Source organism: Methylophaga sp. F7, from assembly GCF_056863975.1.
Genome location: NZ_CM166511.1, coordinates 795,793 through 810,658 on the forward strand (window position 1 = coordinate 795,793; position 14,866 = coordinate 810,658).

Annotated in this window: 15 protein-coding genes; 13 read left to right on the forward strand and 2 right to left on the reverse strand. The window is 44.6% G+C overall.

Annotated elements, in window-relative coordinates; translation table 11 throughout:
* Nucleotides 1–12: 12 nt before the first annotated feature.
* A complete protein-coding gene (gene map / locus AC08OG_RS04080; RefSeq protein ID WP_482930070.1) occupies nt 13–780 on the reverse strand; it encodes a type I methionyl aminopeptidase in 768 nt (255 codons plus the stop codon).
* Between the two features lie 263 nt (nt 781–1,043).
* Here map and rpsB point away from each other — a divergent pair, with 263 nt between their 5' ends.
* The 13 genes from rpsB to lpxA all read left to right on the forward strand — a co-directional run bounded on the left by rpsB (nt 1,044) and on the right by lpxA (nt 13,371).
* Complete coding sequence (rpsB, locus tag AC08OG_RS04085) at nt 1,044–1,796, forward strand: 30S ribosomal protein S2 (RefSeq protein ID WP_292357983.1); 753 nt, start codon at nt 1,044–1,046, stop codon at nt 1,794–1,796.
* Nucleotides 1,797–1,900: 104 nt separating this feature from the next.
* Complete coding sequence (gene tsf / locus AC08OG_RS04090) at nt 1,901–2,782, forward strand: translation elongation factor Ts (protein ID WP_482930071.1); 882 nt, start codon at nt 1,901–1,903, stop codon at nt 2,780–2,782.
* 2 nt (nt 2,783–2,784) lie between these two features.
* Nucleotides 2,785–3,510 (forward strand): UMP kinase, encoded by a 726-nt coding sequence (gene pyrH / locus AC08OG_RS04095; protein WP_014706342.1) that lies wholly within the window; start codon nt 2,785–2,787, stop codon nt 3,508–3,510.
* Nucleotides 3,511–3,518: 8 nt separating this feature from the next.
* Nucleotides 3,519–4,076 (forward strand): ribosome recycling factor, encoded by a 558-nt coding sequence (frr, locus tag AC08OG_RS04100; protein WP_292357988.1) that lies wholly within the window; start codon nt 3,519–3,521, stop codon nt 4,074–4,076.
* Between the two features lie 23 nt (nt 4,077–4,099).
* A complete protein-coding gene (locus tag AC08OG_RS04105; RefSeq protein ID WP_482930072.1) occupies nt 4,100–4,843 on the forward strand; it encodes an isoprenyl transferase in 744 nt (247 codons plus the stop codon).
* Nucleotides 4,764–5,660 carry a phosphatidate cytidylyltransferase gene (locus AC08OG_RS04110; protein ID WP_482930073.1) on the forward strand — a complete coding sequence of 299 codons (897 nt, stop codon included), beginning with the start codon at nt 4,764–4,766 and terminating at the stop codon, nt 5,658–5,660. The genes AC08OG_RS04105 and AC08OG_RS04110 overlap by 80 nt, the downstream gene beginning before the upstream one ends.
* Nucleotides 5,660–6,850: a 1-deoxy-D-xylulose-5-phosphate reductoisomerase gene (gene ispC, locus AC08OG_RS04115; protein WP_482930074.1), complete on the forward strand. Its 1,191-nt coding sequence runs from the start codon at nt 5,660–5,662 to the stop codon at nt 6,848–6,850. Before AC08OG_RS04110 ends, ispC begins: the two co-directional genes overlap by 1 nt.
* The gene (rseP, locus tag AC08OG_RS04120; protein ID WP_482930075.1) at nt 6,838–8,175 is read left to right on the forward strand and encodes an RIP metalloprotease RseP; all 1,338 of its coding nucleotides are present in this window, start codon (nt 6,838–6,840) and stop codon (nt 8,173–8,175) included. The genes ispC and rseP overlap by 13 nt, the downstream gene beginning before the upstream one ends.
* 56 nt (nt 8,176–8,231) lie before the next feature.
* Nucleotides 8,232–10,508 (forward strand): outer membrane protein assembly factor BamA, encoded by a 2,277-nt coding sequence (gene bamA, locus AC08OG_RS04125; protein ID WP_482930076.1) that lies wholly within the window; start codon nt 8,232–8,234, stop codon nt 10,506–10,508.
* A gap of 20 nt (nt 10,509–10,528) precedes the next feature.
* Nucleotides 10,529–11,029, forward strand: a complete 501-nt coding sequence (locus AC08OG_RS04130) for an OmpH/Skp family outer membrane protein (RefSeq protein ID WP_318989481.1) — start codon at nt 10,529–10,531, stop codon at nt 11,027–11,029.
* A 10-nt stretch (nt 11,030–11,039) separates the two neighbouring features.
* The gene (gene lpxD, locus AC08OG_RS04135; RefSeq protein WP_482930077.1) at nt 11,040–12,053 is read left to right on the forward strand and encodes a UDP-3-O-(3-hydroxymyristoyl)glucosamine N-acyltransferase; all 1,014 of its coding nucleotides are present in this window, start codon (nt 11,040–11,042) and stop codon (nt 12,051–12,053) included.
* Nucleotides 12,054–12,154: 101 nt separating this feature from the next.
* Nucleotides 12,155–12,604 (forward strand): 3-hydroxyacyl-ACP dehydratase FabZ, encoded by a 450-nt coding sequence (gene fabZ, locus AC08OG_RS04140; protein ID WP_482930078.1) that lies wholly within the window; start codon nt 12,155–12,157, stop codon nt 12,602–12,604.
* On the forward strand, nt 12,601–13,371 hold the full coding sequence (lpxA, locus tag AC08OG_RS04145; RefSeq protein WP_482930079.1) for an acyl-ACP--UDP-N-acetylglucosamine O-acyltransferase: 771 nt from the start codon (nt 12,601–12,603) through the stop codon (nt 13,369–13,371). The genes fabZ and lpxA overlap by 4 nt, the downstream gene beginning before the upstream one ends.
* A 39-nt stretch (nt 13,372–13,410) precedes the next feature.
* Here the strand turns inward: lpxA and AC08OG_RS04150 are convergent, their stop codons facing one another.
* A complete protein-coding gene (locus AC08OG_RS04150) occupies nt 13,411–14,595 on the reverse strand; it encodes an ammonium transporter (protein WP_482930080.1) in 1,185 nt (394 codons plus the stop codon).
* Between the last annotated feature and the right edge of the window lie 271 nt (nt 14,596–14,866).

Genomic DNA, 14,866 nt, shown 5'->3' on the forward strand with positions numbered 1-14,866 from the left:
GGTTGATTGCTCCTATGAGCGTTCTTCGTCCCGAAGGGTTAGAATTTCATGACCATCATCAGTCACCAGAATAGTGTGTTCCCACTGTGCAGACAAAGAACGGTCTTTGGTCACTACGGTCCAGCCATCCGGAAGCTGACGTACCTGTCGTTTACCGGCATTGATCATCGGTTCAATGGTAAACGTCATGCCGGTTTGTAATGTCATCCCGGTATCAGGCATGCCGTAATGCAGAACTTGAGGTTCTTCGTGAAAAACCTGCCCTATGCCATGTCCACAATATTCTCTGACAACTGAAAAGTGCTCATTTTCCGCATGTTGCTGTATGGCATGACCAATATCACCCAGCTTGATGCCGGGTTTAACCATATCAATACCTATCAGCATACATTCACGGGCCACTCGAGAAAGACGTTGCGCCAGAATCGAGGTCTTGCCCACATGAAACATTTTGCTGGTATCACCGTGATAACCATCTTTAATAACCGTGATATCGATATTAATGATGTCGCCGTCTTTGAGTTTTTTATCGCTGGGGATACCGTGACAAATAACATGGTTGACTGAGGTGCAGATGGATTTGGGGAAGCCATGATAATTCAGAGGGGCAGGGATGGCTTTTTGTTCATTAACAATATAATCATGACAAATGGTGTTTAATTCATCTGTGGTGATTCCCGCAACCACATGTCGTTCGATCATGGTCAAAACGTCGGCGGCGAGTTTTCCTGCCACACGCATTTTTTCGATTTCTTCGGCTGTTTTGATGGTCACGCCCATGCCAGATCCTGATTACAGTTAACGATAAAAAAGAGAAAGCATAGTTTGCCGCAAAAACCGCTGAACTGCCAGCAAACTGGCTTAATCCACTGTGCTGAAGGTATATGCTTTGTTTTAATCGGTAACTGTGGAATAATATGCGCGCCTTAGCAAAGGCAAAATCACACACGTGCCGACACAGTTTTCGGGGTGCTGTCTGTAAATTCAGATCAGTCGATAGCTGGGGTACGTGGAGGTTTAACCCCATATATATAGGTATAATCATGGCTAAAATTACAATGCGCCAAATGCTTGAAGCAGGCGTTCACTTCGGTCACCAAACACGTTACTGGAACCCAAAAATGGGTCCTTTCATCTTTGGTAAGCGTAACAATATTCATATCGTTAACCTTGAGCACAGTCTGCCGATGTTCAACGATGCATTAAACTACGTCAGCAAACTGGCTTCCAAAAAAGGTCGTATTCTGTTCGTCGGCACCAAACGTGCTGCACAGGATGCCATCCGTGAAGATGCTGAACGTTGTGGTATGCCTTATGTCAACCGTCGCTGGTTAGGCGGCATGCTGACAAACTACCAAACCGTTCGCCAATCAATCAAACGTCTTGAAGCGATTCAAGCGATGATTGAATCAGGTAAAACTGAAGGTTTGAAAAAGAAAGAAGTTCTGAACCTGTCACGTGAACAGGAAAAACTGGAAAAAAGTATCGGCGGTATCAGAAAGATGGGTAACCTGCCCGATGCTTTATTTGTTATCGACGTTGATCATGAGCGCATCGCGATTCAGGAAGCAAACAAGCTGGGTATTCCTGTCATTGCGGTTGTAGATACCAACAGTAATCCTGATGGTGTGGACTATGTCATCCCAGGTAACGACGATTCAATGCGTGCTATCCGTCTTTACACAGCAAACATCGCTGATACCGTTCTTGAAGGCCGTGCATCGGTCACCACGGGTAATGCCGAAGAAGAGTTTGTTGAAGTTGCGGAAGAAAATGCTCCAGCAGCAGCTGAATAAGCTCTGATAATGACTTAAGCAGGCTCGCTGTATAGCGGGCCTGTGTTGTATGTGTGGTCTGAAAACAGGCCGTTCACAAAAATTGATTTTAAGGGTTACAAAAAATGGCTATAACTGCAGCTTTAGTAAAAGAACTGCGCGAGCGTACCGGCTCCGGCATGATGGAATGTAAAAAAGCATTGGTTGAATCGAACGGCGATATTGATGCTGCCGTTGAAGCGATGCGTAAATCTGGTCTGGCCAAAGCCGATAAAAAATCTGACCGCGTCGCTGCTGAAGGTATTATCGCAATTGAAACCAGTGCAGATAACAAACAAGCGGTTATGTTGGAAGTAAATTCTGAAACTGACTTTGTTGCCAAGGCAGATGACTTTACCAACTTTGTTAATGCGGTCTCCCAGAAAGTGTTGGAAGCACAGCCAGCTGATTTGGAATCATTACTACAATTGACCTTAAGCAATGGCGAAAGTGTTGATACCGTTCGTCAGTCATTGGTTGCGAAGATTGGTGAAAATATCCAAATCCGTCGCTTTACCTTGATGAATACAGATAACGGTGTTATTGGTGCTTACCGTCACGGTGATCGTATCGGTACTCTGGTTCAATTGAACGGTGGTAATGAAGAACTGGCCAGAGATTTGGCAATGCATGTTGCTGCCAGCCGTCCTCAAGCCGTATCAGCTGATGAACTGCCAGAAGATCTGTTACAGAAAGAACGCGATATCGTGGCAACTCAGGCGCGCGAAAGCGGCAAGCCTGAAGCAATTGTTGAAAAAATGATTGAAGGCCGTATGAGCAAGTTTGTTAACGAAATCAGCCTGCTCGGACAAGCATTTGTTAAAGATCCTGATGTTACTGTTGAAAAACTGGTCAAACAAGCTGGTGCAACGGTTGAAGGTTTTGCCTGTTTTGAAGTTGGTGAAGGTATCGAAAAGAAAGTCGATAACTTTGCAGAAGAGGTTATGGCTCAGGCACGGGGAAACTAAATATGACAGAATCGGGAAGTCAGCCAGTTTATAAGCGCGTCTTACTCAAACTGAGTGGTGAGGCTTTAATGGGGAATGCTGAGTATGGCATTCAACCTGAAGTGATTTCCCGATTTGCCCAAGAAATAACCGAGCTGAATGCCCAAGGGGTTCAGCTCGGTATTGTAATCGGTGGTGGCAATATTTTCCGCGGTGCAGGCTTAGCTGCCAGTGGTATGGATAGAGTCAGCGCTGATCATATGGGTATGTTAGCGACAGTATTAAATGCACTGGCACTGCAGGATGCTCTGGAACGTAATGGAACATTCTGTCGTGTCATGTCTGCAATCCGTATTCATGAAGTTTGCGAAGATTATTTACGCCGTCGTGCTATTCGGCATTTGGAAAAAGGTCGGGTAGTCATTTTTGCTGCCGGCACGGGTAATCCATTTTTTACGACCGATTCAGCGGCCAGTTTGCGTGCTGTTGAAATTGGTGCCGAACTGATGCTGAAAGCTACTCAGGTTGATGGCGTCTATGATGCAGACCCGCGTAAAAATCCAGACGCAGTTCGTTATGACACTTTATCGTATGATGAAGTGATCAATAATCGACTCGGTGTAATGGATACCACAGCAGTGGTGATGTGTCAGGAACAGAAAATGCCATTACGGGTATTTGATGTGCATAAGTACGGTAATCTGACAGATATTCTTTACGGTAAAAATGTTGGAACATTGGTGAAATAGGACAAATCATGATTAATGATATTCAAAAAGATGCAGCAGACCGGATGCAGAAAAGCGTTGCCGCTCTGAGTACTGCACTGGCGAAAATCCGTGCAGGGCGTGCACATACCAGTTTATTAGATCATGTCTCAGTGCCATATTACGGCTCCGACGTTCCACTTAGTCAGGTGGCCAGTGTCGGCATTGAAGATTCAAGAACGATCACAGTTGCGCCATGGGAAAAAAACATGGTGGCGGTGATTGAAAAAGCGATCATGACATCTGATTTGGGGGTCAACCCAAACAGTGCAGGCATGACCATTCGTATTCCAATCCCACCGTTAACAGAAGAGCGTCGTAAGGATTTGGTCAAAGTTGCTAAATCTGAAGCTGAAAATGCGCGTATTGCGGTACGTAATATTCGACGCGATGCAAACGGCAGCCTGAAGGACTTGTTGAAAGAAAAAGCAATTTCTGAAGATGAGCAACGTGGCGCTGAAGAAGCTATCCAAAAATTGACCGATAGCACTATCAAACAGATTGATGATGTACTGGCTGAAAAAGAAACCGATTTAATGGCGGTCTAAGCCATTCTGGTTTAGCCAAACTGATGAAGTCTTCCAATCGCTCCATTCCCAGACACATTGCTATCATTATGGATGGCAATGGTCGCTGGGCAAAAAAACGCTTACAACCCAGGTTTATGGGGCATCGCGCTGGTGTCAGAGCGGTTGAAGGCATTGTCAAACACTGCGTGGCAAGTGGGGTAGAAGTCCTCAGTTTGTTTGCCTTCAGTAGCGAAAATTGGCGTCGACCTGGCAAAGAAGTCAATTTATTGATGGAGTTATTCAGTCATGCACTGGATAACCAGGTCAAACGGCTGCATAAAAATAATATTCGTTTAAATATCATTGGTGATTTGAGCCGATTTTCAGATGCGTTACAACAGCAGATTGTGGATGCTACGGCATTAACCGCAGAAAATGATGGTTTGATTCTCAATATTGCGGCTAACTATGGTGGGCGATGGGATATCACCCAATCGGTCCAGCAAATTGCTTTCAAAATTAAATCCGGTGAACTACAACCTGAACAGGTTGACGAAAGTGTCATTGCCAGCCACCTGGTTACTGCGGATTTACCCGAACCGGATTTGTTTATTCGTACGGGTGGAGAACAGCGCATCAGTAACTTTCTGATGTGGCAGCTGGCCTACACCGAACTCTATTTTACCGACAAACTGTGGCCTGAGTTTAATGCTCAGGATCTGGATAATGCGATTGACTCATTTTCCAGCCGGGAACGTCGGTTTGGTCGAACCTCAGAGCAACTCACAGGGCAAGAAGATGCTTAAACAGCGCTTATTAACTGCCGCTTTGTTGATTCCATTAGTTATTATGGCAATTTTGCTGTTACCGACTATAGGTATGATTGGATTGCTCACGGTGGTGACCTTGATGGCAATGTGGGAATGGCTTTCTATGGCACAGATACAACCGCTCATCAAAGTGCTGGCCAGTTTGTCGTTCATTGTCGCTCTGTTGGCGCTATTAGCGATGGCAGGGATAAATTATATGCTGCTAAGTGGTCTGGTCTTTTGGTTACTGATCAGTTTCATCATCGTCTTATTTGCCCACCGGCCATTACCCAACTCTCTCGCCAAGCTTTTTCATAATAAATTTGTGACTTATCTACTCAGCATGCTAGTTGCTTTGTTATTTGTTTACAGTGCCGTCTGGTTACACGGTATTGCCGGCAACGGTCCATGGCTGGTGTTATATGTATTAATCAGTGTATGGCTTGCAGACACTGGTGGTTATTTTGCAGGAAAGCGTTGGGGTAAACATGCCCTTGCTAAAGCGATCAGTCCCAATAAGACGCTTGAAGGGCTTATGGGAGCAATAGTGCTGGTCATGCTTTGGAGCATATTGGCCTATTTTATGGGCATTTCTCAGTTTTTATCGCTGCCATTTTGGATTTTTATCAGTGTTTTAACTGGCCTGGTTTCCGTCAGTGGTGATTTATTTGAAAGTCTGTTCAAACGCAGTTATCAGATAAAAGATAGTGGCAGCCTGCTGCCGGGCCATGGGGGAATGCTGGATCGGGTGGATAGTCTGCTGGCCGCTGTGCCATTCTTTGCCGCATTATTATGGTTGACAGGGCAGTTTTGATGCAGCAAGTCACTATTCTGGGATCGACCGGTTCCATTGGAATCAGTACCCTGGACGTGTTAAAACGGCATCCCGAAAAGTACCGGGTCTACGCGCTAGCAGCGAATAAATCAGTGGATGTTTTACTTGAGCAATGCCTGCAATTTCAGCCCGCAGTTGCAGTGATGTTATGCCCGGATTCTGCGAAAAAACTTAAAACCAAACTCGATGATGCTGGCGTGGCTATTGAAGTACAAAGTGGCATGCAAGCTCTGGAAAGAATATCCAGTACTGAACAAACGGATATCGTGGTTGCCGCTATTGTGGGCGCTGCTGGATTACTGCCTACTCTGGCAGCAGCCAAAACAGGTAAAAGAATCCTGCTGGCAAACAAAGAAGCCTTGGTGATGAGTGGTGCATTACTGATGCGTGAAGTGCAGTCAAATAATGCTGTTCTGCTTCCTGTCGATAGTGAGCACAATGCTATATGGCAATGTATGCCAGTAGGAGAAAACCAACAGTATCAGTTTGATAACAAAGGTATTCGACGCATTATTCTGACCGCGTCAGGTGGACCATTTCGTGATTGGGATACTGCTGATTTGGAAGCAGTAACGCCCGAACAAGCTGTAGCCCATCCCAACTGGTCGATGGGGCAAAAAATCTCGGTTGATTCAGCCACCATGATGAACAAAGGGCTGGAAGTTATCGAGGCGCATTGGCTGTTTGGTATGCCGAGTGACAAGATTGAAGTTGTTCTGCATCGTCAAAGTATTATTCATTCAATGGTAGATTACATAGATGGCTCAGTGCTGGCGCAGATGGGCAATCCCGATATGCGTACACCTATTGCCAATACCTTAGCCTGGCCAGAACGAATTGATTCAGGTGTTGAACCTTTGGATTTGGTCAAAGCAGGGAGACTTGATTTTGCCATTGCAGATTTTGAACGGTTCCCCTGTCTGGCGCTGGCCTATAAGGCATTGAACATCGGTGGTACCAGCACTGCCATTCTTAACGCAGCAAATGAAGTGGCGGTAGAAGCTTTTCTGCAACAGCAAATCAAATTTACCGATATTGCTAGGGTCATCGCGGACGTGTTGGAAAGCGTTCCAGCAACATCAGCCGATTCGTTGGAACAGATTTTGTCTGCCGATAAGCTGGCCAGAGAGGCTGCCCAAAAGCAGACGAAGATTTTATGCAATCATTAATCTTTTTTATTATCGCACTCAGCTTGCTGGTGGTCATTCATGAATTCGGACATTACTGGGTGGCAAGAAGATGTGGCGTGAAAGTATTACGCTTTTCAGTTGGTTTTGGACAAAAACTCTGGTCAAAACAACTCAAAAACGGCACTGAATTTGTCATTGCAGCATTGCCATTAGGTGGCTATGTCAAAATGCTGGATGAACGGGAAGCGCCAGTAGCAGAAGCAGAACTTGATCAAGCTTTTAATCGCCAACCGTTACGAAATCGGGTTGCAATTGTATCTGCCGGACCTATCGCAAACCTGTTATTTGCAGTATTTGCCTATTGGGTAATCATGGTTATCGGGGTGCCCGGTTTAAAGCCGATCATTGATGATGTAGCAGCTGACTCTCCAGCTGCGATAGCACAGCTCATGCCAGGTGAAGAAATTATAGCCGTCAATGGCAAAGCAACTCCAACAGTCAATAGCTTGTTTCAGCAATGGTTGAAGTTCGCGCAGTCCGGTGAAACAGTCACCCTGACAACCTGTAGTACTGATATTGAAACCACCAAACAACTAACCCTGCCAAAACTTGGGCTAGACGATGCTGGATCACTGTTTAGTCAGATTGGGATCAAAACCGTGCAACCCGATATGCCCCCGATACTGGGTGAAATTGTGGCTGATAGTCCGGCGGAAAGGGCGGGCTTACAATCGGGTGATGAATTAATTTCAGCCAATGGAAAGCAATTATCCAGCTGGCAGGCTTGGGTCGCTTTAATTCAAAGCAGTGCTGATAAAGAGATGAGTATTGAAATTCTTCGTGATGGACAAGTTCAACAGCTCGATATTACACCCGTTGCAGATGAAAATGATGTCGGTCGGATAGGTGCGGCAGTCAACACCGAGGGATATGAAATCCCCGCAGAATTAAGATCAGAATTACGTTATGGTCCATTGGCGGCGATTCCCCAGGCTTTCAGCCAAACCTGGCAGTTCAGTGTCACCACGTTAAGTGGTTTATGGGGCATGCTGGTTGGTACGGTTTCCAGTGACAATCTTGGCGGTCCTATCGCTATTGCCCAGTTTGCCGGTGATTCTGCACAGCAGGGCTTTATTGCGTTTATCAGTTTTCTGGCAATGATCAGCATCAGTTTAGGGATTCTGAATTTACTTCCAGTCCCGGTACTTGATGGTGGCCATTTACTGATGTACTTTTTTGAATGGGTTCGTGGCAAGCCTTTGCCAGAATCGGTACAAATCCAGGGACAAAAAATAGGATTATTCCTGATTCTTCTGCTAATGGTATTCGCTTTTACAAATGACATCGTCCGACTCATTGGCTAATCGAAACATTGCAGGTACACTTACGATTTCTTCGGCTGACTGACTGTAAAACAACAATGAAACAAATCATCACAGCATTGACGCTCATCTTGTTATCCTCCGCAGCTTGGGCCGAGGAATTTATTATCAAAGATATCCGGGTGGAGGGGCTGCAACGAATTTCCGCAGGTACCGTTTTTAACTTTTTACCGGTTAAAGTTGGTGATGAACTGACCGAAAATGATGTTAGAGGCATCATTCGCTCACTGTTTAAATCAAAATACTTTAATGATGTGCAGGTCGAACGTGATGAAGGCGTTTTAGTGATCACTGTAAGTGAACGCCCGGCGATTTCCAGCATTGAGTTTATCGGTAACAAAGATTTGGATAGTGCTGAACTATTGAAATCATTGCGTCAGATTGGTTTTGCTGAAGGTCAGGTATTTGAGCAGGCGATGCTGGAAAGGGTTGAGCTGGAGTTACAACGTCAGTATTTCAGTCGTGGAAAATATGGTGTGAATATTACCTCTGAGGTCACTCCGCTGTCGCGTAATCGGGTAGCCGTCCGCATAAATATGGCTGAAGGCGTGGTAGCGACGATCGGTGAGATCAACATTGTCGGCAATAACTCATACGATGAAGAGGACCTGCTCGCTGAGTTTGAATCTACTACGGGTGGATGGTTGTCTTCGTTAACCAAAGATAATCAGTATTCACGGCAAAAGTTATCAGCTGATCTTGAGTCCTTGCGTTCTTTTTATCTGGATCGCGGTTATGTTGATTTTACAGTTGAGTCAACTCAGGTAACGATTTCTGATGATAAAAAGCAGATGTTCATTACGGTGAATATTTCAGAGGGCGAACGTTACAAAATTAACGAAGTTAGGTTGGCGGGCAATCTGATTGTCCCGGAAGAAGAGTTATTTGATCTGGTCACCATCCGTAAAAACTCAGTGTTTTCCAGAAAAGCCATCACTTCTAGTTCTGAAAGGCTGACAGATCGACTGGGTAACGATGGTTATGCCTTTGCAAACGTCAATGCAGTACCGGATATTGATCGTGAAACACGCGAAGTTAATCTGACATTCTTTGTTGATCCCGGCCGTCGGGCTTATGTACGCCGCATCAATATTTCTGGTAACAGCAAAACCCGTGATGAGGTACTGCGTCAGGAAATGCGTCAACAGGAATCTGCCTGGATTTCTACCGGTGATGTTGAACGGTCAAGAGAACGTATCTCACGTTTGGGATATTTTGAAGATGTAAATGTTGAAACCCTGCCTGTTGCCGGAACGTCTGATCAAGTCGATCTAGATTTCAATGTAACGGAAATGGCCTCAGGCAGCTTGTCAGCGGGTATTGGTTATTCGCAGTCTGACGGCATTATCTTTAATGCCAATGTGACCCAAAAGAACTTTATGGGAAGTGGTAAACATATTCGCTTCGGTTTTAACAACAGCCGGGTTAATACTGTTTACAGCTTTGGTTATACCAATCCATTTGCGACGGTAGATGGTATCAGTCAGGGCTTTAACCTGTTTTACCGTGAAACCGACGCCTTCGAAGCGAATATTGCAAACTACACCACGGACGTATTCGGTGGTGACATTAATTTTGGTATTCCTATCTCGGAAAACAACCGAATTAATCTGGCTTTCGGTTATGAAAACACCCAACTGGATGTACCTAGCAATAATGATATTACCCGTTATGATGATTTTATCGAAACCGAAGGTGATTCCTTCCATGCATTTCCGGTAACATTGGGTTGGTCCAGCGATACTCGTGATAATGCAATATTACCTACAAGAGGGTTATCACAAAGTCTATCTGCTGAGGTTGCCACACCTATCGGCGACTTACAGTATTATAAACTGCGCTATCGCAATAACTGGTATACACCACTAAGTGATACCTTTACATTTGCATTGCGCACGGACCTTGGCTACGGTAAAGCCTATGGTGATAGTAACGAGTTTCCTTTCTTCCAGAACTTTTATGCCGGTGGTATTCGTAGCGTAAGAGGTTTTAGAGCGAATACGCTGGGTGTCAGAGAAGCGGACCAACCTTTGGGTGGTAATTTAATGGTCACCGGCGGTGCAGAGATTATTTTCCCCATCCCATTCATGAAAAAAGCTTTACGCTCTTTCCGCTTGAGCACCTTCGTGGATGTGGGTAACGTATATGATGTCGATCAAAGCTTTGAAGCTGACTTGCTGCGTTATTCAACCGGCTTATCAGCGATTTGGATTTCACCATTTGGCGCAATGTCGTTTAGTATTGCTGCTCCTTTGCGTGATCAGCCGGATGATGAAACGGAAGTATTCCAGTTTTCATTAGGATCGACATTTTAATTTAACTATCGGAGTTAAGAGTGAAAAACATCAAGATTGTTGGCCTTATATTGGCTTCTTTAATGGTCAGCCCAGTATTTGCTGAAGAAATGAAAATCGGCGTGGTTAATGCCAGCGTTGTATTAGATCAATCGCCACAAAAAGAACGTGCTTTAGCCCGTTTGGAAAAAGAATTTTCAACCCGTAGCAAATCACTCGAGAACAAACACAAAGAATTACGTGCTGCTCAGGACAAACTAAACCGTGATGCTGCTGTTCTCAGTAATGAAGATCGCCAGGTTCAGGAGCGCAAGATCATTAATGATCAACGTGAACTGAAACGTCTACAGGATGAGTACAGTGAAGACCTGTCTATCCGCCGCAATGAAGAATTACGCAAGTTAGAAGAAGAGATCGCTGAAACCATCGTCGAACTTGCCAAAAAAGAATCCTATGATTTGGTGCTTTATCAAGGTGTTATTTTTGCCAGTGAAAAGGCAGATTTAACTTCTAAAGTACTGGAAAGACTTAAAGCGAAATAAGAATCTGGATGTGGTGTGGACTTTAGCAAAAATTGCATCTGAGATTGGTGCAAAACTGGTTGGCAATGCAGACAAAGTTATAACGGGTGTCGGTACCCTGCAAAATGCAACGGATACTGACATCAGTTTTTTGGCAAATACCAAATATCGTCAGTATCTTAAATCTACATCAGCAGGTTGTGTGATTGTTACACCTGCTGATTTAGCTGAAGTTCAGACGAATGCGTTGGTCATAAAAGATCCTTACGTTGCTTATGCAAAAGCTGCCTCGTTGTTATATCCCGAGGAGCAGTCTCTTATCGGTATCCATTCTAGCGCCGTCATTGGTGAAAACTGTCAAATAGCGGATTCAGCTCGTATCTCAGCACAAGTTTATATCGGCAACAATGTTCACATCGGTGCCAATGTCGATATAGGTCCTGGCTGTGTTATCGAAAATAATGTTTCCATTGCCGCTGATAGCAGGTTGATTGCCAATGTTACTTTGTGCCGAAAAGTACATATTGGCGAGCGTGTCCGTATTCACCCTGGGGTGGTTATTGGTGCAGATGGTTTTGGGATTGCAAATGAAAATGGTCGCTGGCTGAAGATACCCCAGGTGGGTTCAGTAATTATCGGTAACGATGTCGAAGTGGGTGCGAATACGACGATTGATCGTGGTGCGATTGACGACACTATTATCAGCAATGGTGTGAAGCTGGACAATCAAATCCAAATTGGTCACAACGTCTTTATTGGCGAGCATACTGTTATTGCAGGTTGTGTCGGTATTTCAGGTAGTACGCACGTTGGATCAAATTGTGCCATTGGTGGCGGATCAGGTATTGCCGGACATATCGAAATAACAGATGGCGTGCAAATAACCGGTATGAGTATGGTGACCAAATCAATTTTGACATCAGGTTCCTACTCATCAGGTATTCCAGCAGAACCGACCAGAGATTGGCATCGTAATGTTATTCGGTACCGACAACTTGAAAAATTAAACGACAAAATAAAACAATTGGAGGCCAAGCTGGAGTAATGTTTTTTCATTGCTGGATGGCTGGCTTGGCTTTACCGCATCAGTGTCTCAACGTAAGATTACTGCACGCAAAAAAATATAAATCCTAAAGGATAATCAGATTGAACACCATTGACATACATGAAATTCAACGCTTACTGCCACATCGATACCCCTTCCTATTGATTGACAGGGTGATTGAATTTATACCGGGCGAACATCTGGTCGGCATTAAAAACGTCACTTTCAATGAACCACATTTTACTGGTCACTTTCCACAACGTGTAATCATGCCTGGAGTGTTGATTCTCGAGGCATTGGCACAGGCTACAGGATTGTTAGCTTTTAAAACGGCTGATCAACTTCGTTCAGATGATGCTTTATATTATCTGGCAGGTATTGATAATGCACGCTTTAAAAAACCTGTAGAGCCGGGTGATCAGTTGCGTTTAGAAGTAAAGCTGATTAAAAATAAACGTAATTTATGGAAGTTTTATGGTCAGGCTACCGTTGATGGCGAGATCATAGTCAGCGCTGACATTATGTGTGTTAACCAAGAAATGCCTTCGTGATTCATCAAACAGCCTTAATCGATCCCAGTGCCAAAATTGCTGATGATGTAGTTATCGGTGCATACAGTATTATCGGAGCGAATGTCGAAATCGCTTCGGGCACAGAAATAGCCTCACATGTGGTAATAAGTGGCCCGACCAGAATTGGTCGTAATAATCGTATATTTCAGTTTTCATCGATTGGTGAAGAGCCTCAGGATAAGAAATATCACGGAGAGCCGACTCTGCTGGAAATCGGTGATAATAATCTGATCCGGGAATCTGTGACCATCAATCGCGGCACAGTGCAGGGTGGTGGAGTTACTAAAGTCGGCAGTAATAACTGGATCATGGCCTATGTTCATATTGCCCATGACTGCATTATCGGCGATGACAATATATTTGCTAATAATGCCTCTCTGGCGGGACATGTCATAGTTGATCAATATGTTATTCTCGGTGGGTTTACGCTGGTGAGTCAGTTTAACCATCTCGGATCACATTGTTTTAGTGCGATGGGCAGCGTTATATCTCGCAATGTTCCGCCTTATGTCCTTGTTTCCGGCCATATGGCTGAACCCGTCGGAATTAACGTTGAAGGCCTGCGTAGACGCGCTTTTACCGATACCCAAATTCGAAATATCCGTCAGGCGTACAAACTGGTTTACCGTTCAGGTTTGCGCATGGAAGAAGCACGAGAACGCTTGCATAGTATTAAACAGGAAGCTGAAGAATTAACAATCTTCATCGAGTTTCTGGATAAGCAACAAGGTGGCATAATCCGGTAGGTTCCTCCCTACCGGATTATGATGAGTTGATAAGTAAACTTAATCGTTTGCCGGGGTTGAGCTGATTTTATGAATACTCAAATCTGCCCCATTGAATTCCTCTTCTGCGCTTAACCGAAGTCCCATAATGGCTTTCAAACCGCCATAGACAATAAGACCACCGGTAAACGCAATACCAACACCAATGGCAGCTCCGATGAACTGAGAAGCCAGACTCACTCCGCCCATACCGCCGAGGGCGACCTGCCCGAAAATACCTGCAGCAATAGCACCCCATACGCCACATAACCCATGAAGTGGCCACACACCTAAAACGTCATCAATTTTCCATTTATTCTGTGCCAGGGTAAAAGTGATGACAAAAATAGCCCCGGCAAGCGAGCCCGTTACTAATGCACCAAGGGGGTGCATAATGTCCGAACCAGCACAGATAGCCACTAAACCGGCCAGTGGACCATTATGGACAAACCCTGGGTCATTACGACCAATAAAGCATGCTGCCAGGGTACCTCCAACCATCGCCATTAATGAGTTAATCGCCACCAGCCCGCTGATACCTTCAACTTCCTGAGCTGACATCACATTAAAACCAAACCAGCCTACGGTCAGGATCCATGCCCCCAGTGCCAGAAAAGGAATATTTGATGGTGGGTGAGCATATATTTCGCCTTGCTTGCCATAACGTCCGTGTCTTGGACCCAGCAACAGAACGGCTGCCAAGGCTATCCACCCGCCAACTGCATGCACAACGATAGAGCCGGCAAAGTCGTGAAAGGCCGCGCCAAATTGATTTTCCAGCCAATTCTGAATACCAAATAAGCCATTCCAGCTAATGCCTTCAAAAATTGGATAAACAAACCCAGCAATCAAAAAAGTGGCAATCAATTGAGGATTGAATTTTGCCCGTTCAGCGATGCCACCGGAGACAATGGCAGGTATTGCTGCAGCAAATGTTAGTAAAAAGAAAAATTTCACCAATGCATAGCCATTGTTTTCAGTCAGTAATGGCGAAGGTTCAAAAAAGTTCAAACCATAAGCAATTCCATAGCCGATAAAAAAGTAAGCAATAGTGGAAACCCCAAAGTCAGTGATAATTTTGACCAAAGCATTAACCTGATTTTTTTTCCTTACAGTACCGACTTCAAGAAAGGCAAAGCCAGCATGCATGGCCAGCACCATAATGGCGCCTATCAATATAAAAAGTACGTCGCTTGCGTTTTGCACAATTAGTTTTCCTTATAATTAGTGTTGAGCAAGCACCAAAATAGCAAGACTTGCACCAATTTAGACAAATTCATATAAAACAATCATCTAGGGTTTTTGTTGTTCAGCGAATCCTTATAAATTGAACTGTTATGGTGCGGTTTTACGTTTTAGAGCACTTATATGGTGCGGTTGGCTGGTGCATGCCACGGTTAGCACAATCAGCGGATAAACACGTATAATCTGGCACTTTAATTCACTTACGAAAAAGTGATGGCTTAACTATCCTTAA

What these genes read in the sequence shown, in the direction of transcription:
- pyrH (WP_014706342.1), top strand. Translation starts at nt 2,785, where the DNA reads ATGACAGAATCGGGAAGTCAGCCAGTTTATAAGCGCGTCTTACTCAAA.
- rseP (WP_482930075.1), top strand. Translation starts at nt 6,838, where the DNA reads ATGCAATCATTAATCTTTTTTATTATCGCACTCAGCTTGCTGGTGGTC.
- rpsB (WP_292357983.1), top strand. Translation starts at nt 1,044, where the DNA reads ATGGCTAAAATTACAATGCGCCAAATGCTTGAAGCAGGCGTTCACTTC.
- map (WP_482930070.1), bottom strand. Translation starts at nt 780, where the DNA reads ATGGGCGTGACCATCAAAACAGCCGAAGAAATCGAAAAAATGCGTGTG.
- AC08OG_RS04110 (WP_482930073.1), top strand. Translation starts at nt 4,764, where the DNA reads ATGCGATTGACTCATTTTCCAGCCGGGAACGTCGGTTTGGTCGAACCT.
- tsf (WP_482930071.1), top strand. Translation starts at nt 1,901, where the DNA reads ATGGCTATAACTGCAGCTTTAGTAAAAGAACTGCGCGAGCGTACCGGC.
- ispC (WP_482930074.1), top strand. Translation starts at nt 5,660, where the DNA reads ATGCAGCAAGTCACTATTCTGGGATCGACCGGTTCCATTGGAATCAGT.
- frr (WP_292357988.1), top strand. Translation starts at nt 3,519, where the DNA reads ATGATTAATGATATTCAAAAAGATGCAGCAGACCGGATGCAGAAAAGC.
- AC08OG_RS04105 (WP_482930072.1), top strand. Translation starts at nt 4,100, where the DNA reads ATGAAGTCTTCCAATCGCTCCATTCCCAGACACATTGCTATCATTATG.
- bamA (WP_482930076.1), top strand. Translation starts at nt 8,232, where the DNA reads ATGAAACAAATCATCACAGCATTGACGCTCATCTTGTTATCCTCCGCA.